The 24,614-nt window shown below is 71.4% G+C and carries 22 protein-coding genes and 1 riboswitch; of the genes, 17 read left to right on the top strand and 5 right to left on the bottom strand.

Going from position 1 to position 24,614, the window contains the following annotated elements:
* Positions 1–139 precede the first annotated feature (139 nt).
* From ctaC to ACRWND_RS05345, 4 genes are all read left to right on the top strand, one after another.
* A complete protein-coding gene (ctaC, locus tag ACRWND_RS05330; protein WP_431946419.1) occupies positions 140–1,105 on the top strand; it encodes an aa3-type cytochrome oxidase subunit II in 966 nt (321 codons plus the stop codon).
* Positions 1,102–2,844: an aa3-type cytochrome oxidase subunit I gene (ctaD, locus tag ACRWND_RS05335; protein ID WP_431946421.1), complete on the top strand. Its 1,743-nt coding sequence runs from the start codon at positions 1,102–1,104 to the stop codon at positions 2,842–2,844. Before ctaC ends, ctaD begins: the two co-directional genes overlap by 4 nt.
* Positions 2,841–3,239 (top strand): cytochrome c oxidase subunit 4, encoded by a 399-nt coding sequence (locus ACRWND_RS05340; RefSeq protein ID WP_431946423.1) that lies wholly within the window; start codon positions 2,841–2,843, stop codon positions 3,237–3,239. Before ctaD ends, ACRWND_RS05340 begins: the two co-directional genes overlap by 4 nt.
* A 119-nt stretch (positions 3,240–3,358) precedes the next feature.
* Positions 3,359–4,624, top strand: a complete 1,266-nt coding sequence (locus tag ACRWND_RS05345; RefSeq protein ID WP_431946425.1) for an Ig-like domain-containing protein — start codon at positions 3,359–3,361, stop codon at positions 4,622–4,624.
* Positions 4,625–4,626: 2 nt separating this feature from the next.
* On the opposite strand, the gene ACRWND_RS05350 is transcribed toward ACRWND_RS05345, so the two are convergent.
* Positions 4,627–5,028 (bottom strand): hypothetical protein, encoded by a 402-nt coding sequence (locus ACRWND_RS05350; RefSeq protein WP_431946427.1) that lies wholly within the window; start codon positions 5,026–5,028, stop codon positions 4,627–4,629.
* 169 nt (positions 5,029–5,197) lie between these two features.
* On the opposite strand from ACRWND_RS05350, the gene ctaE reads away from it, so the two are divergent.
* The 6 genes from ctaE (at position 5,198) to ACRWND_RS05380 (ending at position 12,734) form a co-directional block, all read left to right on the top strand.
* Positions 5,198–5,818, top strand: coding sequence for an aa3-type cytochrome oxidase subunit III (gene ctaE / locus ACRWND_RS05355; RefSeq protein ID WP_431946429.1), 621 nt, complete (start codon positions 5,198–5,200; stop codon positions 5,816–5,818).
* An 80-nt stretch (positions 5,819–5,898) separates the two neighbouring features.
* Positions 5,899–6,708, top strand: coding sequence for a cytochrome bc1 complex diheme cytochrome c subunit (qcrC, locus tag ACRWND_RS05360; RefSeq protein ID WP_431946431.1), 810 nt, complete (start codon positions 5,899–5,901; stop codon positions 6,706–6,708).
* Between the two features lie 8 nt (positions 6,709–6,716).
* Positions 6,717–7,757, top strand: a complete 1,041-nt coding sequence (gene qcrA, locus ACRWND_RS05365) for a cytochrome bc1 complex Rieske iron-sulfur subunit (RefSeq protein WP_431946433.1) — start codon at positions 6,717–6,719, stop codon at positions 7,755–7,757.
* A complete protein-coding gene (qcrB, locus tag ACRWND_RS05370; protein WP_431946435.1) occupies positions 7,754–9,391 on the top strand; it encodes a cytochrome bc1 complex cytochrome b subunit in 1,638 nt (545 codons plus the stop codon). The genes qcrA and qcrB overlap by 4 nt, the downstream gene beginning before the upstream one ends.
* Positions 9,392–9,518: 127 nt before the next feature.
* On the top strand, positions 9,519–10,583 hold the full coding sequence (gene trpD, locus ACRWND_RS05375) for an anthranilate phosphoribosyltransferase (RefSeq protein ID WP_431946437.1): 1,065 nt from the start codon (positions 9,519–9,521) through the stop codon (positions 10,581–10,583).
* A 511-nt stretch (positions 10,584–11,094) separates the two neighbouring features.
* Positions 11,095–11,211: riboswitch (SAM riboswitch) on the top strand.
* A gap of 155 nt (positions 11,212–11,366) precedes the next feature.
* Complete coding sequence (locus tag ACRWND_RS05380; RefSeq protein WP_431946439.1) at positions 11,367–12,734, top strand: aminotransferase class V-fold PLP-dependent enzyme; 1,368 nt, start codon at positions 11,367–11,369, stop codon at positions 12,732–12,734.
* 37 nt (positions 12,735–12,771) lie between these two features.
* Here ACRWND_RS05380 and ACRWND_RS05385 read toward each other — a convergent pair whose 3' ends face one another.
* Positions 12,772–13,053 carry an Lrp/AsnC family transcriptional regulator gene (locus ACRWND_RS05385; RefSeq protein ID WP_018557042.1) on the bottom strand — a complete coding sequence of 94 codons (282 nt, stop codon included), beginning with the start codon at positions 13,051–13,053 and terminating at the stop codon, positions 12,772–12,774.
* Complete coding sequence (locus tag ACRWND_RS05390; protein WP_431946442.1) at positions 13,050–13,829, bottom strand: rhomboid family intramembrane serine protease; 780 nt, start codon at positions 13,827–13,829, stop codon at positions 13,050–13,052. Before ACRWND_RS05390 ends, ACRWND_RS05385 begins: the two co-directional genes overlap by 4 nt.
* Before the next feature lie 115 nt (positions 13,830–13,944).
* Between ACRWND_RS05390 and ACRWND_RS05395 the strand changes: the two genes are divergently transcribed.
* The 6 genes from ACRWND_RS05395 (at position 13,945) to ACRWND_RS05420 (ending at position 20,534) form a co-directional block, all read left to right on the top strand.
* A complete protein-coding gene (locus tag ACRWND_RS05395) occupies positions 13,945–14,196 on the top strand; it encodes a hypothetical protein (RefSeq protein ID WP_431946444.1) in 252 nt (83 codons plus the stop codon).
* Between the two features lie 134 nt (positions 14,197–14,330).
* Positions 14,331–15,689 (top strand): NYN domain-containing protein, encoded by a 1,359-nt coding sequence (locus ACRWND_RS05400; protein ID WP_431946445.1) that lies wholly within the window; start codon positions 14,331–14,333, stop codon positions 15,687–15,689.
* A 315-nt stretch (positions 15,690–16,004) separates the two neighbouring features.
* Positions 16,005–17,030, top strand: a complete 1,026-nt coding sequence (locus ACRWND_RS05405; RefSeq protein WP_431946447.1) for an NlpC/P60 family protein — start codon at positions 16,005–16,007, stop codon at positions 17,028–17,030.
* 153 nt (positions 17,031–17,183) lie between these two features.
* Complete coding sequence (locus ACRWND_RS05410) at positions 17,184–18,239, top strand: NlpC/P60 family protein (protein WP_431946449.1); 1,056 nt, start codon at positions 17,184–17,186, stop codon at positions 18,237–18,239.
* 31 nt (positions 18,240–18,270) lie between these two features.
* Positions 18,271–19,446: a hypothetical protein gene (locus ACRWND_RS05415; RefSeq protein WP_431946451.1), complete on the top strand. Its 1,176-nt coding sequence runs from the start codon at positions 18,271–18,273 to the stop codon at positions 19,444–19,446.
* A complete protein-coding gene (locus tag ACRWND_RS05420; protein ID WP_431946453.1) occupies positions 19,443–20,534 on the top strand; it encodes a M48 family metalloprotease in 1,092 nt (363 codons plus the stop codon). The genes ACRWND_RS05415 and ACRWND_RS05420 overlap by 4 nt, the downstream gene beginning before the upstream one ends.
* Positions 20,535–20,739: 205 nt before the next feature.
* Here ACRWND_RS05420 and ACRWND_RS05425 read toward each other — a convergent pair whose 3' ends face one another.
* Positions 20,740–21,264 carry a PadR family transcriptional regulator gene (locus tag ACRWND_RS05425; protein WP_431946455.1) on the bottom strand — a complete coding sequence of 175 codons (525 nt, stop codon included), beginning with the start codon at positions 21,262–21,264 and terminating at the stop codon, positions 20,740–20,742.
* Positions 21,265–21,910: 646 nt separating this feature from the next.
* Entirely contained in the window at positions 21,911–23,161 is a 1,251-nt protein-coding gene (locus tag ACRWND_RS05430; protein ID WP_431946457.1) for a glycosyltransferase 87 family protein, read from the bottom strand.
* Positions 23,162–23,294: 133 nt separating this feature from the next.
* Here ACRWND_RS05430 and ACRWND_RS05435 point away from each other — a divergent pair, with 133 nt between their 5' ends.
* Positions 23,295–24,425, top strand: a complete 1,131-nt coding sequence (locus ACRWND_RS05435; protein WP_431946459.1) for a glycosyltransferase family 4 protein — start codon at positions 23,295–23,297, stop codon at positions 24,423–24,425.
* Positions 24,426–24,614 lie beyond the last annotated feature (189 nt).

The raw sequence follows: 24,614 nt of genomic DNA on the forward strand, positions 1-24,614 counted from the left end.
CCCCTCCCCGCGCGCCCCAAAATCGAGTCCAGTAGGGTTTGGTCCGCATAAACATCCACACCACTGCCCGCGCCAGGGCGACCGACCAGCACAGGCCGGGCATCCGGACGCGTGGGCGAGACTCTCGGGAAGGCGCTACGTGAGTCCCTACGGCTCCGACCGCTCGTCGCGGCGCCCGATGCGGCGGATTCTGCCGCAGGCGCTGGCCGCGGGCCTGGTCCTTGCGACCGCCACCGGTTGCACATACGAGGACTTCCCCCGCCTCGGCATGCCCAGCCCCGTCACGGAGCAGGCACCGCGAATCCTGTCCCTCTGGCAGGGCTCCTGGGCCGCCGCGTTGGCGGTCGGCGTGCTCGTGTGGGGTCTGATCATCTGGAGCATCTTCTTCCACCGGCGCAGCCGCACGAAGGTGGAGGTCCCGCCCCAGGTCCGCTACAACATGCCGATCGAGGCGCTCTTCACCACGGTCCCGCTCGTCATCATCTCGGTGCTCTTCTACTTCACCGCCCGGGACGAGTCCAAGCTGCTGGAGACCTCGGCGCGCCCCGACCACGTCGTCAACGTGGTCGGCTTCCAGTGGAGCTGGGCCTTCAACTACGTCGAGGACGTGGACGGCAACCCGTCGACGCCGGCGGCCGGCACGGTGCCCGCGGAGCTGTCCTCGATCCCCGCGAAGAAGCTGGACGCCCCCGCGGGCGCCGACGGCGTCTACGACTACGGCACGCCGGCGACGCGGAACCCGGACACCGGCAACCCGGGCCCCACGCTGTGGCTCCCCAAGGGCGAGTCGGTCAGGTTCGTCCTCACCTCGCGTGACGTCATCCACTCCTTCTGGGTGGTCCCCTTCCTGATGAAGATGGACGTCATCCCCGGCCACACCAACGTCTTCCAGGTGACCCCCAGCAAGGAGGGCACCTTCGTCGGCAAGTGCGCCGAGCTGTGCGGCGTGGACCACTCCCGGATGCTCTTCAACGTCAAGGTCGTCTCCCCCGAGGAGTACAGGCAGCACCTGAAGGACCTGGCGGACAAGGGCCAGACCGGTTACGTCCCGGCAGGCATTGCCACCACGGGCAACGCCAAGAACGCGGAGACCAAGACCCAGTGAGCATTCTCAACGAACCCCACGGTGCGGCCGCCGCGCACGGCGACGTGTACGCGGACGAGCTGCCGGTCCGCACCAAGCAGCCCGGCAACGTCGTCGTCAAGTGGCTGACCACCACCGACCACAAGACGATCGGCACGCTCTACCTGGCGACGTCGTTCTTCTTCTTCCTCATCGGTGGCGTGATGGCGCTCGTCATGCGCGCCGAACTCGCCCGCCCCGGCACGCAGGTGGTGTCGAACGAGCAGTTCAACCAGCTCTTCACGATGCACGGCACCGTGATGCTGCTGATGTTCGCGACCCCGCTCTTCGCCGGCTTCGCGAACTGGATCATGCCGCTCCAGATCGGCGCGCCCGACGTCGCCTTCCCGCGGCTGAACATGTTCGCCTACTGGCTCTACCTGTTCGGCTCGCTGATCGCCGTCGCCGGCTTCCTCACCCCGCAGGGCGCCGCCGACTTCGGCTGGTTCGCCTACTCCCCGCTGACCGACGCGGTCCGCTCCCCGGGCATCGGCGGCGACCTGTGGATCATGGGTCTGGCGTTCTCCGGTTTCGGTACGATCCTCGGCTCGGTCAACTTCATCACCACGATCATCTGCATGCGCGCTCCCGGCATGACGATGTTCCGTATGCCGATCTTCACCTGGAACGTGCTGCTCACCGGTGTGCTGGTGCTCTTCGCCTTCCCGGTGCTGGCCGCCGCGCTGCTGGCCCTGGAGGCCGACCGCAAGTTCGGCGCGCATGTGTTCGACGCCGCCAACGGCGGCGCCTTGCTCTGGCAACACCTCTTCTGGTTCTTCGGGCACCCAGAGGTGTACATCATCGCGCTGCCGTTCTTCGGCATCATCAGTGAGGTCATCCCGGTCTTCTCCCGGAAGCCGATGTTCGGCTACGTCAGCCTCATCGCGGCGACGATCTCCATCGCCGGCCTCTCGGCGACGGTGTGGGCCCACCACATGTACGTCACCGGTGGTGTGCTGCTGCCGTTCTTCTCCTTCATGACCTTCCTGATCGCGGTGCCGACCGGTGTGAAGTTCTTCAACTGGATCGGCACGATGTGGAAGGGCTCACTGAGCTTCGAGACACCGATGCTCTGGGCGATCGGCTTCCTGATCACCTTCACCTTCGGTGGTCTGACCGGTGTCATCCTGGCCTCGCCGCCGCTGGACTTCCACGTCTCGGACTCCTACTTCGTGGTGGCGCACTTCCACTACGTCGTCTTCGGAACGGTCGTCTTCGCGATGTTCTCCGGCTTCCACTTCTGGTGGCCGAAGTTCACCGGCAAGATGCTCGACGAGCGCCTCGGCAAGATCACCTTCTGGACGCTGTTCATCGGCTTCCACGGCACCTTCCTCGTCCAGCACTGGCTGGGCGCCGAGGGCATGCCCCGCCGCTACGCGGACTACCTGAACGCGGACGGCTTCACCACGCTGAACACCATCTCGACCATCAGCTCCTTCCTGCTGGGCCTGTCGATCCTGCCGTTCATCTACAACGTGTGGAAGACGGCGAAGTACGGCAAGCAGGTCGAGGTCGACGACCCGTGGGGCTACGGCCGCTCGTTGGAGTGGGCGACCTCCTGCCCGCCGCCGCGGCACAACTTCCTCACGCTGCCGCGCATCCGGTCCGAATCCCCGGCGTTCGACCTCCACCACCCGGAGATCGCCGCCCTGGACCAGCTGGAGAACGTCGGCGCGGCCCCGGCCGTCTCCGGCGGCGACGAGAAGGAGAGCGGCAAGTGAAGTTCCAGGGCAAGCTCTTCCTGTGGCTGTCCGTCTTCTTCCTGGGCATGGCCATCGTGTACGGCCTGTGGTCCAGGGAGCCGGTCGGCACCACGGCGCTCTTCCTCTCCTTCGGCCTCGCCGTGATGGTCGGCTTCTACCTGGCCTTCACCGCCCGGCGCGCCGACACCGGCGCCCAGGACCGCGAGGACGCGGACGTCGCGGACGACTCCGGCGAGCTGGGCTTCTTCAGCCCGCACAGCTGGCAGCCGCTGCTGCTGGCCTTCGGTGGCGCCCTGGCCTTCCTGGGCATCATCTTCGGCTGGTGGCTGATCTACTTCTCGTCCCCCTTCATCCTCGTCGGCCTGTGGGGCTGGGTCTTCGAGTACTACAGGGGTGAGAACCGCACCCAGTGAGCGCCCCGCGTCCACGTACCGCACGGCGACGGCCCGGAACCCCGGCAGGGGTCCGGGCCGTCGCCCGTTCGTACGCGCTCGACGGGCGCCGGAGATCGCCGGTGCTTAGCGTGGTGACCATGGGTCACTTTTCTCCGCGCCGCATGGCGACCGCGATCGTCGCAGTGACACTCTCCGCGCCGCTGGCCTCCTGTACGGGCAGCGGCGACCCCCTCGCCAACGCCCCCTACGACGCGGTCGGCCAGGTCGTGTGGACCGGGGGAGTCACCGGGTCGAAGAAGGCCGACCCCAAGAAGCCGCTGGAGATCACCGTCAAGGGTGAAGGCAACCGCATCACCGATGTGACGGCCTCCGACGGCTCGGGACGCTATGTGGGCGGGCGGCTGTCCGCGGACGGCAAGCGCTGGCGCAGCACGTCGAAGCTCTCCGGCGCGACCCACTACGTCGTGAAGGTGACCACCGAGGACGCGAAGGGCCGTCAGGGACGCAAGACGCTCACCGTCGACACCACCGGGACCAAACGCCACCTGAAGGTCACCTTCGGCCCGGAAAGCGGCACCTACGGCGTCGGCCAGCCCATCACGGCCGAGCTGAGCACCGCCGTCAAGGACACCCTCAGCCGGAGCGTGGTCGAGCGCAACCTGCACGTCAACGCCTCGCCGGCGGCCGACGAGGGCGCCTGGTACTGGGTCGACGACAAGACCCTGCACTACCGCCCGCGCACCTACTGGCCCGCGAACGCCCGCATCGAGGTGCGCAGCACCCTGGACGACGTGCACATCAAGGGCTCGCTCTACGGGGCCGATGTCAAGCCGCTGACCCTGCGCACCGGCGACCGCATCGAGGCCGTCACCGACGCCGCCGCGCACACCATGACCTTCAAGCGCAACGGCAAGCTCGTCCGCACCATCCCGGTGACGACCGGCAAGCCCGGCTTCTCCACCCGCAACGGCATCAAGGTGGTGCTGGGGCAGGAGGCCAACGTGCGGATGCGCAGCGAGACCGTCGGCATCGCCTCCGGCAGCTCCGAGTCCTACGACCTGCCCGTCCAGTGGGCCACCCGCGTCACCTGGAGCGGGGAGTACGTGCACGCGGCGCCGTGGTCGGTGGGCTCGCAGGGGATCGCCAACGTCAGCCACGGCTGCGTCGGCATGAGCACCGAGAACGCCCGCTGGTTCTTCGACAACGTGCGCGTCGGCGACGTGGTGTCGGTCGTCAACAGCCTGGGCGAGGACATGCCCGCCTTCGGCAACGGCTTCGGCGACTGGAACCTGTCCTGGAGCGAGTGGCGCAAGGGAAGCGCGACGGGAACGCGCAAGGGCGCCGACCCGGCCGTGGCCGACCGTACCGACGCCCCTGAGGCCCGACTGCGGCCCGAGATGTGACGCTACGCGTCGACGGCCAGCCGCTGCCGCAGCAGCCCCGTCAGAGCCTCGCTCAGCTCGACCGGGTCGACCGGGTGGCTCACCGCCGCGTCGGCCCGGCTCCAACTGGCCAGCCAGGCGTCCTGGGGACGCCCGATGAGCACCAGCACCGGCGGGCAGCGGAAGATCTCGTCCTTGACCTGACGGCACACACCCATGCCGCCGGCGGGGACGGCCTCGCCGTCGAACACGCAGGCGTCGACGCCGCCGTGCTCCAGCGCGCTGAGGACGGCCGGGAGGGTCGCGCACTCCTGGTACTCGACCGGCGGCAGGTCGCTCGCCGGGCGGCGGCCGACGGCCAGACGGACCTGTTCCCGGGTGTTCCTGTCGTCGCTGTAGACCAGCACCGTCGCGGTCGTCTGCATCCGTGCCTCCTCGCCCTCGTGGAGTCGCCTGCCTGTGGCCGAACCTTACTCCCGAGCAAGGGGCTTCGAGGAGGGTTAGCTCCTTCGAGCGACGCCCTTCCCTACCTCAAGGGCCTTGACACACCGAATGGCACCCCCCGGAGTGAGCGCGGGATAAGCGACCGACATAATGTCGGGCGTGGCGACAGCAACAGCAGTAGAAACCGGGCACGCGCACCCGTCGGTCAACCGGCCGAACCTCACCAGCGTCGGAACCATCATCTGGCTGAGTTCCGAGCTGATGTTCTTCGCGGCCCTCTTCGCGATGTACTTCACCCTTCGCTCGGTGACGGGTGCCGAGTACTGGAAGGCGCACGCCGACTTCCTGGACATCCCGTTCTCGGCGACGAACACCACGATCCTCGTGCTCTCCTCCTTCACCTGCCAGATGGGTGTCTTCGCCGCGGAGCGCGGCGATGTGAAGAAGCTGCGCTCGTGGTTCGTCGTGACCTTCGTCATGGGCGCGGTCTTCATCGGCGGTCAGATCTTCGAGTACACCAACCTGGTCAAGGAGCACGGGCTCTCGCTCTCCTCCGACCCCTACGGTTCGGTGTTCTACCTGACCACCGGCTTCCACGGTCTGCACGTGACGGGTGGTCTCATCGCCTTCCTGCTGGTCCTGGGACGGACCTACGCGGCACGGCGGTTCACCCACGAGCAGGCCACCGCGGCCATCGTCGTGTCCTACTACTGGCACTTCGTCGATGTCGTCTGGATCGGCCTCTTCGCCACGATCTACCTGATCAAGTAGTCGGACGCACGCGCGAGACGCGCACACGGCCACGACATCCAGAACCATCGACGCAAGAGATCCTGACACCGGGGTAATCCGTGAAAAAGCTCTCCGCACGACGGCGCCACCCGCTGGCGGCGCTTGTCGTCCTACTTGTCGCGCTCACGGCCATCGGGGGGCTGTACGCCGCGCTCGCGCCGGCGCCCAAGGCGCAGGCCGACGACAGCTCCCAGTCCCTCGCCATCGAAGAGGGCAAGAAGCTGTACGCCGTGGGCTGCTCCAGCTGCCACGGTACGTCGGGGCAGGGCAGCAGTGACGGCCCGAGCCTCGTCGGCGTCGGCTCCGCGGCCGTGGACTTCCAGGTCGGCACCGGCCGCATGCCGGCCCAGCAGCCCGGCGCCCAGGTGCCGCGCAAGAAGGTCATCTACACCCAGAAGCAGATCGACCAGCTCGCGGCGTACATCGCCTCGCTGGGCCCCGGCCCGGTCGCGCCCGACGAGGAGCAGTTCGACCCGTCCGGCGCCGACGCCGCGCGCGGCGGGGAGCTGTTCCGCACCAACTGCGCCCAGTGCCACAACTACCAGGGCAAGGGCGGCGCGCTGACGAACGGCAAGTACGCGCCCACCCTCGACGGCGTGAGCAACAAGCACCTGTTCGAGGCCATGCTCACCGGCCCGCAGAACATGCCGTCCTTCCCCGACACCACGATGCCGGAGGAGAACAAGCGGGAGATCATCGCGTACCTCAACGCCGTCAACGGCGAGGGATCGCCGAGCCCCGGCGGTATGTCGCTGGGCAGCCTCGGCCCGGTCACCGAGGGTCTCTTCGGTTGGATCTTCGGCCTCGGGGCCCTGATCGCCTGTGCCATTTGGCTCGCGGCCCACACCACCAAGGCGAAGAAGTCATGAGTCAGGACATGTCAGAAGAGAACCTGCCGGCCAGGCCGGCACACGAGGGCGGCGGCCAGGTCGCGACCGCGGACAACCCGTTCGCGGACCCGGGCCTGCCGGCCCACCAGCCGCGTCGCCAGGACATCGACGAGAAGGCCGCGAAGTCTTCGGAGCGCACGGTCGCGCTCCTGTTCACGGTGTCGATGCTCGCCACGCTGGCCTTCATCGCGAGCTTCGTCGTCATCCCGATCGACAAGATCGTCTACATCTGGCCGCTGGGTCACATCAGCGCGCTGAACTTCGCGTTGGGCATGACCCTCGGCGTCTCGCTGTTCGCCATCGGCGCCGGCGCGGTCCACTGGGCCCGCACGCTGATGTCCGACGTCGAGGTCGCCGACGACCGTCACCCGATCGAGGCGAGCCCCGAGGTCAAGGCCAAGGTCATGGCCGACTTCGCCACCGGCGCCGGCGAGAGCCAGTTCGGGCGCCGCAAGCTGATCCGCAACACCATGCTCGGCGCGCTGACCCTCGTGCCGCTCTCCGGGGTGTTCCTGCTGCGCGACCTCGGCCCGCTGCCGGAGGACAAGCTGCGCCACACGCTGTGGTCCAAGGGCCGGCTGCTGATCAACCAGAACACCAACAAGCCGCTGCGTCCCGAGGACGTGGCCGTCGGCTCGCTGACCTTCGCCGTGCCCGAGGGCCTGGAGGAGGAGCAGCACGACTACCAGGAGCAGCTCGCCAAGGCGGCCCTGATGATCGTCCGCATCGAGCCGGACGACATCAAGGACAAGAAGTCCCGCGAGTGGGCGCACCAGGGCATCCTGGCGTTCTCCAAGATCTGCACCCACGTCGGCTGCCCGATCAGCCTCTACGAGCAGCAGACGCACCACGTGCTCTGCCCGTGCCACCAGTCGACGTTCGACCTGTCCGACGGTGCCCGGGTGATCTTCGGCCCCGCCGGTCACGCGCTGCCGCAGCTGCAGATCAGCGTGAACGGCGAGGGTTACCTCGAGGCGCTGGGCGACTTCGAAGAGCCCGTGGGCCCTGCCTTTTGGGAGCGTGGATGAGCACCAACACGAGCGCGAGCGCGAAGCCGCGCGGCAAGGCGCCCGCCGGCGAACGCGTCGCCGACTGGGCCGACGGCCGGCTGGGCATCTACAGCCTCGCCAAGGCCAACCTGCGGAAGATCTTCCCGGACCACTGGTCCTTCATGCTGGGCGAGATCTCCCTCTACAGCTTCATCATCGTCATCCTGACCGGTGTCTACCTGACGCTGTTCTTCCACCCGGCGATGAACGAGGTCGTCTACGACGGCTCCTATGCGCCGCTGCAGGGCATCACGATGTCCGAGGCGTACGCGTCGACCCTGCACATCAGCTTCGACGTGCGCGGCGGTCTGCTCGTCCGGCAGATCCACCACTGGGCGGCCATCGTCTTCGTGGCCGCGATGCTCGTGCACATGATGCGCATCTTCTTCACCGGTGCGTTCCGCAAGCCGCGCGAGATCAACTGGGTCTTCGGCTTCCTGCTGCTGTTCCTCGGCATGTTCGACGGCTTCATGGGCTACTCGCTGCCGGACGACCTGCTGTCGGGCACGGGTATCCGCTTCATGGAGGGCGCCGTGCTCTCCGTGCCCATCGTGGGCACGTACCTGTCGTTCTTCCTGTTCGGCGGTGAGTTCCCCGGCACCGACATCGTGCCGCGGTTCTACACGATCCACGTGCTGCTGATCCCGGGCATCATGGCGGGCCTGCTGGTGGCCCACCTGATCCTGGTCTTCTACCACAAGCACACCCAGTTCCCCGGCCCCGGCAAGTCGGAGAAGAACGTCGTCGGCATGCCGCTGTTCCCGGTCTACACGGCCAAGGCGGGCGGCTTCTTCTTCATCGTCTTCGGCGTCATCGCGGCCATCTCCGCGCTGGTGTCCGTGAACCCGGTCTGGGCGTACGGCCCGTACCGGCCGGACCAGGTGTCCACCGACGCCCAGCCCGACTGGTACATGGGCTTCTCCGAGGGCCTGATCCGCATCATGCCGGGCTGGGAGATCGACTTCCTGGGCCACACGCTCGTGCTGGGCGTGTTCATCCCGCTGATGGTCTTCCCGCTGGTCCTGGGCTTCATGGGCGTCTACCCGTTCCTGGAGTCCTGGGTCACCGGTGACAAGCGCGAGCACCACCTGCTCGACCGCCCGCGCAACCGTCCCGTCCGCACGGGCATCGGCGCCGCCTGGATCAGCCTCTACCTGATCCTGCTCGTCGGTGGCGGCAACGACCTGTTCGCGACCCGCTTCCACCTGTCGATCAACGCGATCACCTGGGTGGTCCGGATCTCGTTCTTCGTGCTGCCGGTGCTGGTCTTCTTCATCACCAAGCGGATCTGCCTGGGTCTGCAGCGGCGCGACCGCGACAAGGTGCTGCACGGTCGCGAGACCGGCATCATCAAGCGGCTCCCGCACGGTGAGTTCATCGAGATCCACGAGCCGCTGGAGCAGGGCGCGCTGTTCAAGCTCACCCAGCACGAGCAGCCCAAGCCGCTCGACATCGGTCCCGAGGTGGACGAGAACGGCGTGGAGAAGAAGGTCGGTCCCACGGCGAAGCTCCGCGCGAAGCTGTCCCGCGGCTACTACGGCGAGGGGACGCAGATCCCCAAGGCCACGGTCGAGGAGTACGAGGAGATCACGAGCGGCCACGGTCACCACTGATCACTGAAGCTGTGCCACCGGGCAGGGTCCCGTCCATCCGATGGACGGGGCCCTTTCCCGTTCCCCCCGCGCCGATAGGCTGGAGCCGAAGGTGTCCCGCCGTACGTCAGACCCCATGGAGTGGACCATGAGCGTTGTGAACCCCGCCGGAGGCGCATCAGTGGCGGGCGGCTCCTGGCCCGACGTCCTGAACGCGCTGCTGAACGGCCGCGACCTGACGGCCGCGGAGGCGGCGTGGGCGATGGACCGGATCATGAGCGGCGAGGCCTCGGACGCGCAGGTAGCCGGCTTCATGGTGGCCCTGCGGGCCAAGGGGGAGACCGTCGAGGAGGTCACCGGCCTCGTCGAGTCGATGTACGCGCACGCCCAGCCGCTGCACATCCCCGGCCCGGCCGTGGACATCGTCGGCACGGGCGGCGACCGTGCCAGGACGGTGAACATCTCCACGATGTCCGCCATCGTCGTCGCCGGCACGGGTGCCAAGGTCGTCAAGCACGGCAACCGGGCGGCCAGCAGCGCCAGTGGCGCCTCCGACGTCCTGGAGAAGCTCGGCATCAACCTCGGCCTGCCCACCGACCGGGTGGCGGAGGTCGCCGAGGACACCGGGATCACCTTCTGCTTCGCCGCGAAGTTCCACCCCGCGATGCGGTTCGCCGCCCCGGCCCGCCGCGACCTGGGCGTCCCCACCTCGTTCAACATCCTGGGCCCGCTGACCAACCCGGCGCGCGTGGGCGCCTCCGCCGTGGGGTGCTTCGACACCAGGATGGCCGGCCTGATCGCGGGCGTGCTGGCCCGCCGCGGCTCCTCCGCACTGGTCTTCCGGGGCGACGACGGTTTGGACGAGCTCACCGTCACGGCCACGTCCCAGGTGTGGGTGGTGCGAGACGGGAAGGTCGAGCAGGAGTCCTTCGACCCGCGCGACGTCGGCATGGAACTGGTGCCGATCGAGGCGCTGCGGGGCGCGGACGCCGCCTACAACGCCGACGTCGCCCGGCGGCTGCTGGCAGGTGAGACCGGCCCGGTCCGCGACGCCGTGCTGCTCAACTCGGCCGCCGCGCTGGTGGCGCTGGAGAGTGCGGACGGTCCGCTGACCGAGCGGATCGCGGCCGGTGTCGTCCGGGCGGCCGAGTCGATCGACTCGGGCGCGGCCGCCCGCACGCTCGAGCGCTGGGCTGCGGCGACGCACGCGTAGGGGGCGGCCGCGGCGAGCACTCGACCCGCCTCTCCCCGTTCATCCGGACACGTCCGGGGGTGCTGATCCGTGCAGAACGGCGCCGGCATCGGTGACGAATGCGTCGCAGGCTGCTTGAGCTGCGCTGCCACGCTGGAGCATGTCCGCTCTGTCGTCAGTCCGGATGATCACGCTGGTGAGCTCCAGCACCACGCAGGCCTGATCGCCGAGTCGCCGACCTGGGCCCGGCGGCCTCGTCGAGGTGAGCGAGGAGGTCACGGGCCAGGCGCGTGACGGCGTAGAAAGCGGTCCCGGGATGCGCCGGGCGGGGGCGGGGCCGGGTCACCGCACGCCGCCGTTCTGCCGCCGCGCACACCGTACGGGGCTGTCTCCCGGCCGGATGCGCCCTGCGGGCGCCGGGGCGTCCCCGGGGCCCGTGCGGGCCGTCCGCACAGCGCATGCGCGTGCGGAGCACGTCCGGGATGCGGACCGAGGGTTGCGGCGTCCTGCCCGTGTGGCATCATGCTGCGCAGGTCACGAGTGACAGCGAAACGGCCCCGGCCCGCTGTCCGGCAACCCTCCTTCCGTGGCGGGGTGCCCCGGGTGATGACCAGGCCGCAGGCAGCGAGGTCTGCGGCAAGCGCGGTCAGAGGAGTTCCTCCATGAGCATGCGAATGCGCTAGGGCCTGCAGGGCCCCCAGCCGCCTCCCCTCCCTCCCCGGGCGTGCGCCGCCCGCTGTGCCGAGGGCTGTTCCGTCACCACTGACGTCGACTCACTTCACCCTGTTCACAGGAGACTTCGCCATGTCCCTCAGCGCTGCCCTGCCCTCGTCCGTCCACGCCCCGCTGCCCGTCCTGGGGCGCGAGGTCCTCGTGCCGCTCGTGACCGGGGGTGAAGTGCCCTACGCCGCCCTCGACTACGCGGCGAGCGCCCCCGCGCTGCAGCGGGTCTGGGACGACGTGGCGGCCTACGCGCCCTACTACGGCAGCGTGCACCGCGGGGCCGGGCACCTCTCGCAGCTGTCGACGGACCTGTTCGAGCAGAGCCGGGCGACGGTCGCGGAGTTCCTCGGCTGCCGTCCCGGCGACCAGGTGGTCTTCACCCGTTCGACCACCGACTCACTGAATCTGCTGGCCGCCGCCGTGCCGGCGGGCACGAACGTCTTCGTCTTCGAGACCGAGCACCACGCGTCCCTGCTGCCGTGGCGGAACGCCGAGGTCACCTACCTGGGCGCTCCCCGTACCCCCGGGGAGGCCGTGGCGACGCTGCGGCGGGCCCTGGCCGCCGGGGTGGCGGACGGGCCCGCCCTGGTGTGTGTGACCGGGGCGTCCAACGTGACCGGCGAGATTTGGCCGGTCCGGGAACTGGCGGCGGCGGCCCACGCCCATGGCGCCCGCATCGTGCTGGACGCGGCGCAACTCGCCCCGCACCACCCGGTGGACATCGCCGACCTCGACGTGGACTGGGTGGCGTTCTCCGGGCACAAGCTCTACGCGCCGTTCGGCTCCGGAGTGCTCGCCGGCCGCGCCGACTGGCTGACCGAGGCCGAGCCCTACCTGGCCGGCGGCGGCGCCTCGCGCCGGGTGGCCCGGCGCACGGACGGCGGGGTGGACGTCGACTGGCACACCACCGTGGCCCGGCACGAGGCCGGCTCGCCCAACGTGATCGGCGCCTACGCGATCGCCTCGGCGTGCCGGGCCCTGACGGAGGCCGGCTTCGACCGGCTGGTCGAGCGGGAGCAGGCCCTGCTCGCCCGGGTGCGCGCCGGACTGGCCCAGGTGCCCGAGGTGAAGGTGCTCTCGCTCTTCGGCGACGACGCCCCGCGGGTCGGCGTCGTCTCCTTCGTCGTCGAGGGCTGGAACAGCTCCAACTTCGCGGCGGCGCTCTCCGCGGAGTACGGGATCGGCGTCCGCGACGGCCTCTTCTGCGCGCATCCCCTGGTGCGCACGCTGCTCGGAGCGGGCGGCGGCGAGCCGGGCGAGTGCGGGGCACCCGAGGCCGCTCCCGGCGACCCCGCGCTCAACGCCATCCGCGTCTCCTTCGGCGTGGGCACCCCCGACGAGCATGTGGAACGCTTCGTCGACGCGGTGCGGGAGCTCGTGGCGGAGGGCGCCAAGTGGCGTTACCGCACCGAGGGCGGCCGCTGCGTGCCCGAACGGGACCGGGGCTGAGCCGCCCGGCCGGGCTCCGCCTGCGGCGCCGCGCCGGCTACGCGTCCAGGCCGATGGCGAAGGCGGTCTCGAGGTCGTGCTGGGAGTAGGTGCGGAAGGCCACGTGCGTGTCCGTGGCCTCGACGCCGGGGATCTTGCTGATCCGGCCCGGGATGACGTCCGCGAGTTCGTCGTGCCGGGCCACCCGCACCATGGCGACCAGGTCGTACGTCCCGGTGACGGAGTAGACCTCGCTGACGCTGTCGAGCGCGGCGATGGACTCCGCGATCTCGGGGATACGGTCGACGCTGGTCTTGATGAGCACGATCGCGGTGATCACGGCTGGAGGTCTCCTCGGGTCGCCCTGGCTGCGGGCTCAAGCTTAGGCGTTGCGCGGTAGCAGACCCACGCGCACAGGAAGCCGAAGACGAAGCCGGTGATGTGGGCGAGGTAGGCCACCCCAGGACCCGTCTGCTGGATCGCGCCGGCGAGCCACTGCAGGACGAACCAGAAGATCAGCACCATCCAGGCGGGGAAGCGCAGCGGCAGGAAGAAGAGGAAGGGGAAGACGCTGGTCACCCGGGCCTTGGGGTAGAGGCAGAGGTAGGCGCCGAGCACCCCGGAGATCGCCCCGGACGCGCCGACCAGGGTCTGGGTGGAGGAGGCGTGCCCGAGCGCGTAGCCGTACGTCGCCAGGTAGCCGGCGGCGAGGTAGAAGAGCAGGAAGCGGACGCGGCCCATGCGGTTCTCGACGTTGTCGCCGAAGACCCAGAGGAAGAGCATGTTGCCGAGCAGGTGGACCCAACCGCCGTGCACGAACAGCGCGGTGAGCACCGACCCGAACGGCGGGGCGGCGAAGGACCGCAGCGAAGGGCAGCCGGTCGGCATCGGCACCTCGGCCAGGGGGATCCGGCCGTGCCAGAGCTCGGTGGGGATGACTCCCCAGCGGGCGAGGTACTCGGCCTGGGCGCACAGGAGGTCGTGGCCCGTGCCGTACACGAGGTTGAGTCCGGAGAACGGGCTGATGAGGAAGACCACCCCGCACAGCGCCATCAGTGCGTACGTCACCACGGGTGTGCGAGGGCCTGGGTTCTTGTCGTACACCGGGATGAGCATGGACCGATCATGACGGAACGGGTGTAACGGTCGCGGGGAGCCTCGCCGCAGCGCGCGGGACCACCTAGGCCGTAGGGTGACCGGAACGCATCTGCGCGACCCGAGGAGACGACCGATGCCGGTGCCCCTGCCGACCGCCACGACCCGCTGGCGTTGCACCCTGTGCGGCAACCTGACCCGGTTCGACGTCACCCGTTCCAGCAAGGTCGTCGAGTACATCCACCTGGACCTGGCGGGCGAGCCCACGGTCGAGGAGCGCGAGGTGGTCAGCGAGACCGTGGAATCGGTGCGCTGCCGCTGGTGCAACGCCGTGGACCAGGTCGAGCTGGTCGACCGCCCCGACGCGGCGGCGGCGACGCAGGCCTGAGCGCCGCCGGGGACAATGGAGGAAGGCGGCGCGGCCGGAGAGGTTGAAGGAGGCCGGGGAGGCGCCCACGGACTGGACGGGAGTGACGGGTGGACGGGACCGGCGGTAGCCCGGGCCGCGGCGACGAAAGTGCCGTGCCCGAGTCCTTGGCTGCGCCGGAGGCGTCCGCCCACGGCGAGTCGCTGGACCGTCCGCTGCCCGAGGGCGTACGGCACCGCGTGGTCGCCCTCGCGGCGGAGGCGTTCGGCGGGCTGACCCCGGCCGAGCTGCCCGCGGTGCTGCGCCCGTACGCCCGGTTCACGCCGAGCCGCCGCGCCAAGTTCGCCGCGACCGCGCTGGCCACGGCGCTGGAGGGCGATCCGGCCTTCCGGCAGCGGGTGGGCGCCCGGCTGCGCGAGTCCGAGCCGCAGCTGTGCGAGGTGCTGGACGCCGGCGCCCCGCCCCCGGCGGTCGACCCGCTGGACGTGGCGGCCGCCGCGTACCTGCTGCGTCCCGCGGGCTGGGCCAAGCTGGTGGCCGCGGCGGGCGAGGAGGCCCAGCGGGTCAGCGCCGAACGGGCGGGCGAGGAGGCGCAGCGCGAGCTGCGCCAACTGAAGGCGGAGCTGGACGAGGCCAGGGCCCAGGGCCGTACCGAGGCGCTGCGGCTGCGTACCGAGCTGGAGGCGGCCCGCAAGGAGGCCGAGTCGCTGCAGCGCAAGCTGCGCAGCGCGGCGAGCGACGTCAAGCGGGCCGAGGCCGCGCTGCGCAAAGTCGAGGCCGAACTGGACGAGACGCGCGCGGCCGCTGCCGCGGAGAAGGCGACGGCGGACGGCGAGGCGCGCCGGCTGAGGGCCCGGCTGGCCGAGGCCGAGCAGGCCGTGGAGTCCTCCCGGCGGGCGGCGCGGGAGGGCCGCAGCGCGGAGGAGATGCGTTTGCGGCTGCTGCTGGACACCGTGCTCGACGCCGCCTCAGGGCTGCGCCGGGAACTGGCGCTGCCGCCGCGCGACACCCTGGGCGCCCGCCCCGCGGACAGCGTGGACGCGGTGAAGCCGGGGGCGATCAGTCCGAAGGACATCGCGCGGCGCGCCCTGTCCGAGGACGACCCGGCGCTGCTGGACCAGTTGCTCGCGTTGCCCCAGTCCCATCTGGTGGTCGACGGCTACAACGTGACCAAGACGGGTTATCCGGCGCTGCCGTTGGAGAAGCAGCGGCTGCGGCTGCTGGGCGGCCTGGCGGTGCTGGCGGCGCAGAGCGGCTCCGAGGTCACCTGCGTCTTCGACGGGGCGGATCTGGACGCCCCGGTGCTGCTGGCGCCGCCGCGCGGGGTGCGGGTGCTGTTCAGCAAGTCCGGTGAGACGGCGGACGAGTTGATCCGCCGTCTGGTTCGGGCGGAACCTCCCGGTCGTCCGATTGTGGTGGTTTCCTCCGATCGCGAAGTTGCTGATGGTGTGGCCCGGGCCGGCGCCCGCCCGGTCGCGTCCAGGCTGCTGCTGAAGCGACTTGCCCGGGTGTGACCTGGAGCACATCCGTGGAGTGTGTGGGGCGCCGCCCGTGGACTCAGCGTCAACTTCTCATCACTGCATGTGCGATGTGCGTAAAGAAAACGCAGCCGAGCGACTTTTTTCCTTCAGGGATTTGATCCGATCACAAGATGGTCACTAGGGTCATGGCTCGAACCTCTGCCCAGTCGGTCATCCATCCCGGATGGCGGCGGAGGTCCCGCCGATCTGATGTGCCGCGCGTAGACGGGGGTCGCCGGCGCTCGGAGCCGGGGAACTCTGTTCCCGATGCAAGCGGCAGGCGGCTGGAGGAAGAAGGAGCTCGCCCGAGTGGCGTCCCACCGTCGTTCCAAGCAGGCCAGTCGCACACGTGTCACCGTGCTCACCGCGACCGCCGCAGCAGCCGTCGCCCTGTCCTCGCAGGCCGCCCAGGCCGCTCCCGCCAAGCCGTCCGTGAAGAGCGTCAAGGCCCAGGTCGACGCCCTCTACGAGCAGGCCGAGCAGGCGACCGAGAAGTTCAACGGCGCCAAGGAGAAGCAGGAGAAGCTCCAGAAGCAGGTCGAGAACCTGCAGGACGAGGTGGCCCGCGAGCAGTCCGAGCTCAACGACCTCCAGGACGACCTCGGCACCCTGGCCAGCGCCCAGTACCGCAGCGGCGGCATCGACCCGTCGCTGCAGCTCTTCCTCTCCTCCGACCCGGAGAGCTTCCTCGAGCAGGCGTCCGCTCTCGACCAGCTGAGCACCAAGCAGACCGAGGCGCTCAAGCAGATCGCGGAGAAGAAGCGCACCCTCAACCAGCAGAAGGCGGAGGCGGCGGGCAAGCTCGCCGAGCTCGACGAGACCCGCGCCGAACTGGGCAAGAAGAAGAAGGAAGTCCAGGCGAAGCTCGCCAAGGCGCGGCAGCTGCTCAACACGCTGACCGCAGCCCAGCGCGCGGCCCTGGCCGCAGCTGAGAACCGCGCCAACCGCGCCAGCCAGCGGGTGGACCTGGGCAACGACGCGCCGGCCTCGGGGCTGGCCGCCGCGGCTCTCGCCGCCGCCAGGACCAAGCTGGGCGCGCCCTACGTCTACGGCGCCACCGGCCCGAGCTCCTACGACTGCTCCGGCCTCACCTCCTGGGCCTACGCGCAGGCGGGAGCGTCCATACCGCGCACCTCCCAGTCCCAGGCCTACGCCGGCACGCGCCTGTCGATGAGCCAGCTCAAGCCGGGCGACCTCGTCATCTTCTACGGCGACCTGCACCACGTGGGCCTCTACGCGGGCAACGGCCAGGTGCTGCACGCGCCGCGCACCGGCACGGTCGTGCGTTTCGAGTCCATCAACAACATGCCGTTCCAGTTCGGCGTCCGCATCTGAGAACCGGCGGGGGCGGCGGCGCCCGTTGAACCTATCGGGTGATCGCGTACGGTGACGGTCCGGCGATGACCTGCGCAAGCGGGGCGCCGTCCGACCGCACGGAGGCACCAGGTCTTTGAACTGTCCGCGTCCGGCTGACTACTGTCAGCCGACGTGCCATCCCATCGACGCATCCCGCAGCCCGGCAGGGCCCCGCGCACCTCAAGGGCCACAGCCCTGACGGCGGCGGCCACCGCCGCCGCCGCGATGGCGGGCGCGGCCACCACCGCGCAGACGGCCGCCGCCGACCCGGCGGACCCCTCCGTCGACGTCGCGGCCCGCATCGACCACCTCTACACCCAGGCCGAGCGGGCCACCGAGCAGTTCAACGCCGCCCGCGAGAACACCCTGCGGCTGCGGCGCGAGGTCGAGGCGCTCCAGGACCGGGCCGCGCGCGGGCAGGAGCGGGTCAACCGGATCCGCGACGACCTCGGCACGCTGGCGGGGGCCCAGTACCGCGGCGGGGGAGTCGACCCCACCCTCGCCCTGCTGCTCTCGCCCGATCCCGCGAGCTATCTCGACCGGGCCGCCACCCTCGACCGGATCAGCAGCCGCGGCAACGCGCGCCTCGGCGAACTCCGCACCGCCCAGCGCTTCCTGGACCAGGAACGCTCCCGGGCCGCCGATCGCCTCGGCGAGCTCGAGCGAGCCCGCGCCGGCCTCACCGCCCGCAAGAAGGCCGTGCAACGCAAGCTGATGGCGGCCGCGCGCCTGGTCAACTCGCTGCCCCCCGAGGAACGGGCCCGGCTCGCGAGCCGCCTGCAGGACCGCGCCTCCCGCTCCGGTCGCACCATCGACATCCCCGACCTCGGTCCGCTGTCCGTACGCGCCGCGACGGCCGTCGCCGCCGCGCGCTCCGCCGTCGGCGCCCCCTACGTGTGGGGTGCCACCGGTCCCGGCTCCTTCGACTGCTCCGGGCTGATGGTCTGGGCGTACCGCCAGGCCGGTGTGGGCCTGCCCCGCACCTCCCAGGCCCAGCTGAACGCCGGACGGCACGTGCCGCTCAGCCAGGCCCGCCCCGGTGACCTCGTCCTCTACCGCGGCGACGCCAGCCACGTCGCCATGTACGTCGGCGGCGGCCGGGTCATCCACGCCCCCTACCCCGGTGCCCGGGTGCGCTACGACCCCGTGGCCATGCTTCCGATCTCGGCGGTGACCCGGCCCACATGACCGCCGCGGCCGGCCCCGTACGATCGGCGGCGTGGCCCCTTTCCGCTCGACGACCCGCGCCGTGGCCGCCGCGCTGTGCGGCGCGGCGGTGCTTCTCGCGGGCTGCGGGCCCGCGGGCGGAGGAGCGGCGGAGCACGAGCCCCCTGGTGACCGGGTCGTCCGGGGCCTGCTGGAGCGGCGGGCCGACGCGGTTCTGCGCCATGACGAGAAGGCGTACCTGGCCGATGTGACGCCGGCCCGGCGGGCCGCCGAGCGCCAGGTCTTCCGCAACCTGGGCGAGCTCCCGCTGGCCTCCTTCTCGTACCGGCTGCTCTCCACGCGGGGCGCCGACCCGGTGACCGCCCACGTTCGCTTGCGGTACCGCCTGGGGGGCTACGACAGCGCCCCGGCCACCGCCGACGAGTCCCTGCTGCTGCGCCCCGACGGCGGCGGCCACTGGCGCGTGGCCGGCGACGGCGACCCGGGCGGCCAGCTGTGGGAGCAGGGCGCCCTGAACGTCGTCCGCGGCAGCCGCAGCATCGTCCTCGGCACCGGCGACCGCGCGGAACTGGCCGGGTACGCCACCGACGCGGACCGGGCCGTCCCGCAGGTGCGGCGGGCCTGGGGCGAGAAGGGCTGGACCGGGCGGGTGGTGCTCGAAGTCCCCTCCTCCCTGCGGCAGATGGGGCAGCTGCTCAAAGTGCCCGCGCGGACCTACGCGGACGTCGCGGCCGTCACCACCGGAGAGGCGGGCGGCAACGGCACCGCGCCCGCCGGGCGCGTCATCGTCAACCCCGAGGCCTTCGCCGGGCTGTCGCCCTTCGGCCGGCAGGTCGTGCTCACCCACGAGACCACCCACGTCGCCACGCGTGCCGCGACGACCTCCCGCACCCCGATGTGGCTCTCCGAGGGCTTCGCCGACTGGGTCGCGTACCGGGACTCCGGCCGGCCGGCCACGGCCCTGGCGCCCGAGTTGCGCCGTGACGTCACGGCCGCGGGCCCGCCCCGGCGCCTTCCCGCCGACGCCGACTTCGCACCCGGCGCGCCCGCGCAGGCCCAGGCATACGAGGGCGCCTGGCTGGCCTGCCGGTTCATCGCCGACACATGGGGCGCCGACCGGCTGGTCGAGCTGTACCGTTCCGGTGCGGATCCGCGGCGCACGCTCGGTATCGGCGAGGACGCCCTCACCGCACGCTGGCGGGCCTGCGTCCAGGAGGAGTTGGGATGAGCGGCACGGACGGGGACTTCACGCCGGAGGAGTCGGCGCGCGGCAGGGCCCTGCGCCGCGCCCAACTGCCCTTCCTGCTCGGCAGCCGTCTCGCCGGGCTCACGCTGCTGCTGGCACTCGGGCTGACCCCCGCGGGCGCCGCCCTCACCGGGCTGTTCGGCGACGTGTGGGCGCTGCGCGTGGCGGCCGGCGGTCTGCTGCTGGCGCTGCTCCAGCAGGCCGTCACCCTGCCCTTCTCCGCCCGGGTCCGCGTCATCCGGCGCCGCTACGGACTCGTCACGCAGGGCTGGGGCGGTTGGGCCGTCGACGTGCTGCGGGGGCTGCTCGTCTCCGTCCCGCTCACGCTGGCCGCGCTGTACGGCTACTACGCGCTCGGCTGGGCCTGGGCGGTGCTGGGCGCGGTGTGCGCGGCCGTCGTGCTGTCCTGGCTCGCCCCGGTCCTGCTGGAACCGCTCTTCAACCGATTCCGGCCGATGGAGGACGGGCCCCTGCGCGCGGCCCTGCTGGCGCTGGCCGAACGGGACCGGATCCCCGTACGGGAGGTGCTGGTCGCCGACGCGAGCCGGCGGACGACCGCGCTCAACGCGTACGTCTCCGGCTTCGGGCGCACCCGGCGGATCGTCGTCTACGACACACTGCTCGGCACGGCCCCGCCGGAGGAGGTCGAACTCGTCGTCGCCCATGAGCTGGGGCACGTCAAGCACCGCGACGTGCTGCGTGGAACCCTGCTCGGCGCCCTGGGCGCGGGAGCGGGGGTCGGCCTGCTGTCCGCGGCCATGGCCGCCTCCCCCTACGGCACCGGCGACCCGCGCGGCCTGTTCCTGCTCGCCGCGCTGGCCGCGCTGCTGTCGGCGTGCGCCGGGCCGGCCGGCTGCGCCGTGAGCCGGCGCGCGGAACGGAGGGCGGACCGGCACGCCCTGGAGTTGACCGGGGACGCCGACCGGTTCATCGCCATGCAGCGCCGGCTCACCGTCACGAATGTCTCCGACCCCGACCCGCCGCGCCTCCTGCACAGGATGCTCGGCACGCATCCCACCGCCGTCCAGCGCATCGCGGCGGCCCGTGCGTTCGCCGCCGCGAAGGGGTGACGGCGCGGCCGGTTCCGGTCCGCGCGGCGCCGCAGCCGGCGTCGTGCCGTACACCCGTCCTGCGGGCGTGTCCCGCCGGTTTGGCCGCCCGCGCCGCGGGCCGCCAAACCGGTGTCCAGGGGCGCGCGTTGTCCGGGAAAGCCCTCGGCGTCGGGTACGGCTCCGCGTACGTCTCGCCGGGCGTGGGGCCGTCTCCTGGGCGGCCTCAGTGGCTGAGCTCCGCGAGGGTCTCCGTGAGCCAGTCGCGTTCCGCGCTTCCCCTGGCGCGGGCGATGCGCAGCATGCCCTGCCGGAAGGGGTCGGCCGTGTCCTCGGCGCGCGGGTGCCGGCCGCGGTCGAAGAAGCCGGCTGCGGCGGTCCGCAGGAACTCCAGGCGGCGCCGCAGCACCGCGGCCTGCGCCGCGGTGTCGGGCAGGTGCCTCAGGAAGGCCAGGAGGACGAAGAAGCGCGTGGCGTCGGTGATCTCGATCGGCTTGGGGTCGCGGAGGCGGGCGAGCAGTCGCGTGCGCCCGGCGTCGGTGAGCGAGAGCACGCGGCGCGGCGCGGCGCCGGTCCCCGGTTCGGTGTGCTGGCTGACCAGTCCGGCAGCGGCGAGGCGGCTGATGGCCGGGTAGAGCGCGCCGTCGCTCACCGGGCGGACGTGGCCGTTGAGTGCGGTGATGCGCTCCTTGAGCTCGTAGCCGTGCAGGGATTCCTCGTAGAGGAAGCCCAGGATCGCGAGCTCCAGCACCGTTCGACACCTTTCCGGCCGTGTGTTCCGACATGTCGGCTGGGGCCCATGATGCTACCCCTGAACGGTGTATATCGAATCGAGGTAGGGCACTCGAGGCGAGGCGCCCGAGGTCTCCGGTACCGCCCCCGCCGTCTCGCGCCCTTCGGGCGCACGGATGCGGGCTGCGGACGGGGAGGGTGGGCCTGTTGTCGACGGCGGTGTGCGGGTGGGCTCGTGGCCCGGGTTCAGAGGTCGTGCTGAGAGTGCTTGGCAGGTAGCGGTGGGGGCTTGATCCTGGCGGACGTTCGCCGGCTGTCAGCGACCACTCCCGCGACGCTGTACGGGGCAGTGCTACGCGACACTCGTCCTGCGGAATGGTTCGAGCAGGTCCAGGCCGCGGAACAGCGCCGAGATCGGGCTGCGTCCATCGCGTTGGCACGCGCCAGATCGCGGCCCGCTTCCGCTCGTCGTCGAGTGGTGCACCGTAGGGCTTCTGATCGCGGTATTGCGCCCGAAAGGCGCGAGACGGCGGGACGGCCGGGCCGCTGCCGGCACGACGCTCCGGGGGCCGAACGGGGGTCCGCCGGCCCGGCGACGCACGGTGGCACATCCGGGTCCCCTCCGCATCCGCATCCCTCAGCCCAGCCGCCCCGCGCCCCGGTCCCTAGCGGGCCAGCAGCTCCTCCGCGTCCTTACCGGGCTCCGGCAGAGGCGCCGCGGGTGCCGTGCGCGTCCGCTCCGGCAGCCGGGCGGTGGCGACCCACAACCGGCGGCACGCGACGAGCGAGGCGGCGACCAGCAGGCCGTTGCGGAGCAGCAGCAGCGTGATGCCGAGATCGGTGCTGCCGACGACGTCGCCGAAGCGCATCGGGAACTCGTACACGGTGAGCACGGTCGCCGCGAGGATCAGCGCCGAGGGCAGCGCCATCACGCTGGCCCGCAGCGTGAGGCAGACGGCCGCGAGACCGATCAGCCAGATCATGTACTGCGGGCTGATCACCCGGCTGGTCGTGGTGAAGAGCAGCACCGCGGTGAACGCCGCGTCGAAGGACGTCTGCGGGCCGTACGTCCTCGCCCGCAGCCGCCACAGCAGCAGCCAGGCGAAGGCGGCGACGGTCAGCCCGAGCGCGATGTTGCTCACCAGGCCCACATACGGCCCGAGGAACTCCATGGAGCCGTAGTTGAGCAGCACCTGCCCCTGCCAGCCGTGGTGCCGGGCGATGTGGAAGACGAGGGCGCCCAGGGACTCCACCTCGGTGCCCCGCTCGCCCTGGAAGCGCAGGAAGGCGAAAGCCCCCGGCATCCACAGCCAGAAGCCCAGGGCGAGGAGCCCCGCCCCGGCCGCGGCCGCCGTCCAGACCCGGCGGACGCGGACCCCGGCGAGCAGCAGCACCGGCCAGACCTTGAGCATCGCGCCGAAGGCGATCAGCGCGCCCGCGACCCTGGGCCGGCGCACCGTCGCCAGCAGCGCGGCCACGGCGACGGCGGTGACCATGACGTCGTAGCGCGCGTACGCGGTGGGCCCCAGCAGCGGCACGCCCAGCACCCACACGTAGGCGCCGGCGACCCGCCGCCCCTTTCCGCGCGAACCGCGCAGCAGCAGCGCGAAGGCGACCAGGTCGGCGGCGCAGGCCAGCCAGAAGAAGGCGGTCGCGTAGTCGAGGAACGGCAGCATCCCGGGCGCCAGCACCGCGAGGGCCGCGGCGGGCGGGTACTGCCAGGTGACGTCCTGGTGGGGGAAGGTCCCGCTCCGCAGGACCTCGTACCAGCCGTGGTAGATCACCGACACGTCGGTGGTCACGTCCAACGGCGACAAGGTGAGCACCTTGAAGACGTAGAGCAGCAGGACGACCCGGGTGGCCACCCAGGCGAGGACCGGCCCGACCGGGAGCCGCTTGCCGCTGTCGCCTGCCATGTCCACCTCGTCGAATCGGTACTGCTGTGATGATGCATGATGCCGGTCTCACCTGGGGACGGGCGTGTGGAGCTGAGACGCGCGGGGGCCGCGGCCGGTTGCCGCGGACCGCACCGGATACCCTCGGCGGCGTATGGACAAGACCCTGATCGTCACCAACGACTTCCCGCCACGCCCCGGTGGCATCCAGGCGTTCGTGCACAGCATGGCGCTGCGGCTCGACCCCGGCCGGGTGGTGGTGTACGCGTCGACCTGGCGGGACGGCTCCGAAGTCGCCGCGTTCGACGCCGAGCAGCCCTTCCCGGTCGTACGTGATCGTACGACGATGCTGTTGCCCACCCCGAGGGTGACCCGGCGGGCCGCCGCGCTGCTGCGCGAACACGGCTGCACATCGGTGTGGTTCGGGGCGGCCGCCCCGCTGGGGCTGATGGCGCCCGCGCTGCGGCGTGCCGGGGCGCGCCGGCTGGTGGCGACGACCCACGGGCACGAGGCGGGATGGGCGCAGCTGCCCGCGAGCCGCGCGCTGCTGCGGCGGATCGGCGAGGGCACCGACACGATCACCTATCTGGGCGAGTACACCCGGTCCCGGATCGCCCGGGCGCTGACGCCCCAGGCCGCCGCGCGCATGGTGCAGCTGCCGCCGGGCGTGGACGAGAAGGTCTTCCACCCGGCGTCCGGCGGCGCGGCGGTGCGCGCCCGGCTGGGGCTCACCGACCGGCCGGTCGTCGTCTGCGTGTCCCGCCTGGTGCCGCGCAAGGGACAGGACACCCTGATCGAGGCGATGCCGAGGATCCTGGCCGGTCGGCCGGACGCCGTCCTGCTGGTCGTGGGCGGCGGCCCGTACGAGGACGACCTGCGGCGGCTCGCCGAGCGGACGGGGGTGGCGGAGTCGGTGCGGTTCACCGGGGCCGTGCCCTGGGAGGAACTGCCCGCGCACTTCGGCGCCGGCGACGTCTTCGCCATGCCGTGCCGCACGCGCCGCGGCGGGCTGGACGTCGAGGGGCTCGGCATCGTCTACCTGGAGGCGTCGGCCACCGGACTGCCGGTCGTGGCGGGCGACTCCGGAGGCGCGCCGGACGCGGTGCTGGACGGCGAGACCGGCTGGGTGGTGCGCGGTGGGGAGCCCGCGGAGGCCGCCGAGCGGATCCTGGCGCTGCTGGGCGACGCGGAGCTGCGGCGCCGGATGGGCGAACGTGGGCGCACGTGGGTGGAGGAGGCCTGGCGCTGGGACCTGCTCGCCGAGCGGCTGAAGACGCTTCTGTGAGGGGCGCCCCGTCCTGGGGGCGGTGATCGCGCACCCGGCCCTCCCGGCGGCCCCGCGAAACGCCGGTGGCCGCCCTCCGCACGAGGCGTACGGCGGCCACCCCCGTCACCGAGGCGTACGGCGACCGAGGAGGGTGTGTGCCCTCGCCGGGACTCAGCTCTCTTGACATCCTCCCGGGCTTAAAGGCCC

This window comes from Actinacidiphila sp. bgisy167 (genome assembly GCF_965342175.1).
Classification (GTDB): domain Bacteria; phylum Actinomycetota; class Actinomycetes; order Streptomycetales; family Streptomycetaceae; genus Actinacidiphila.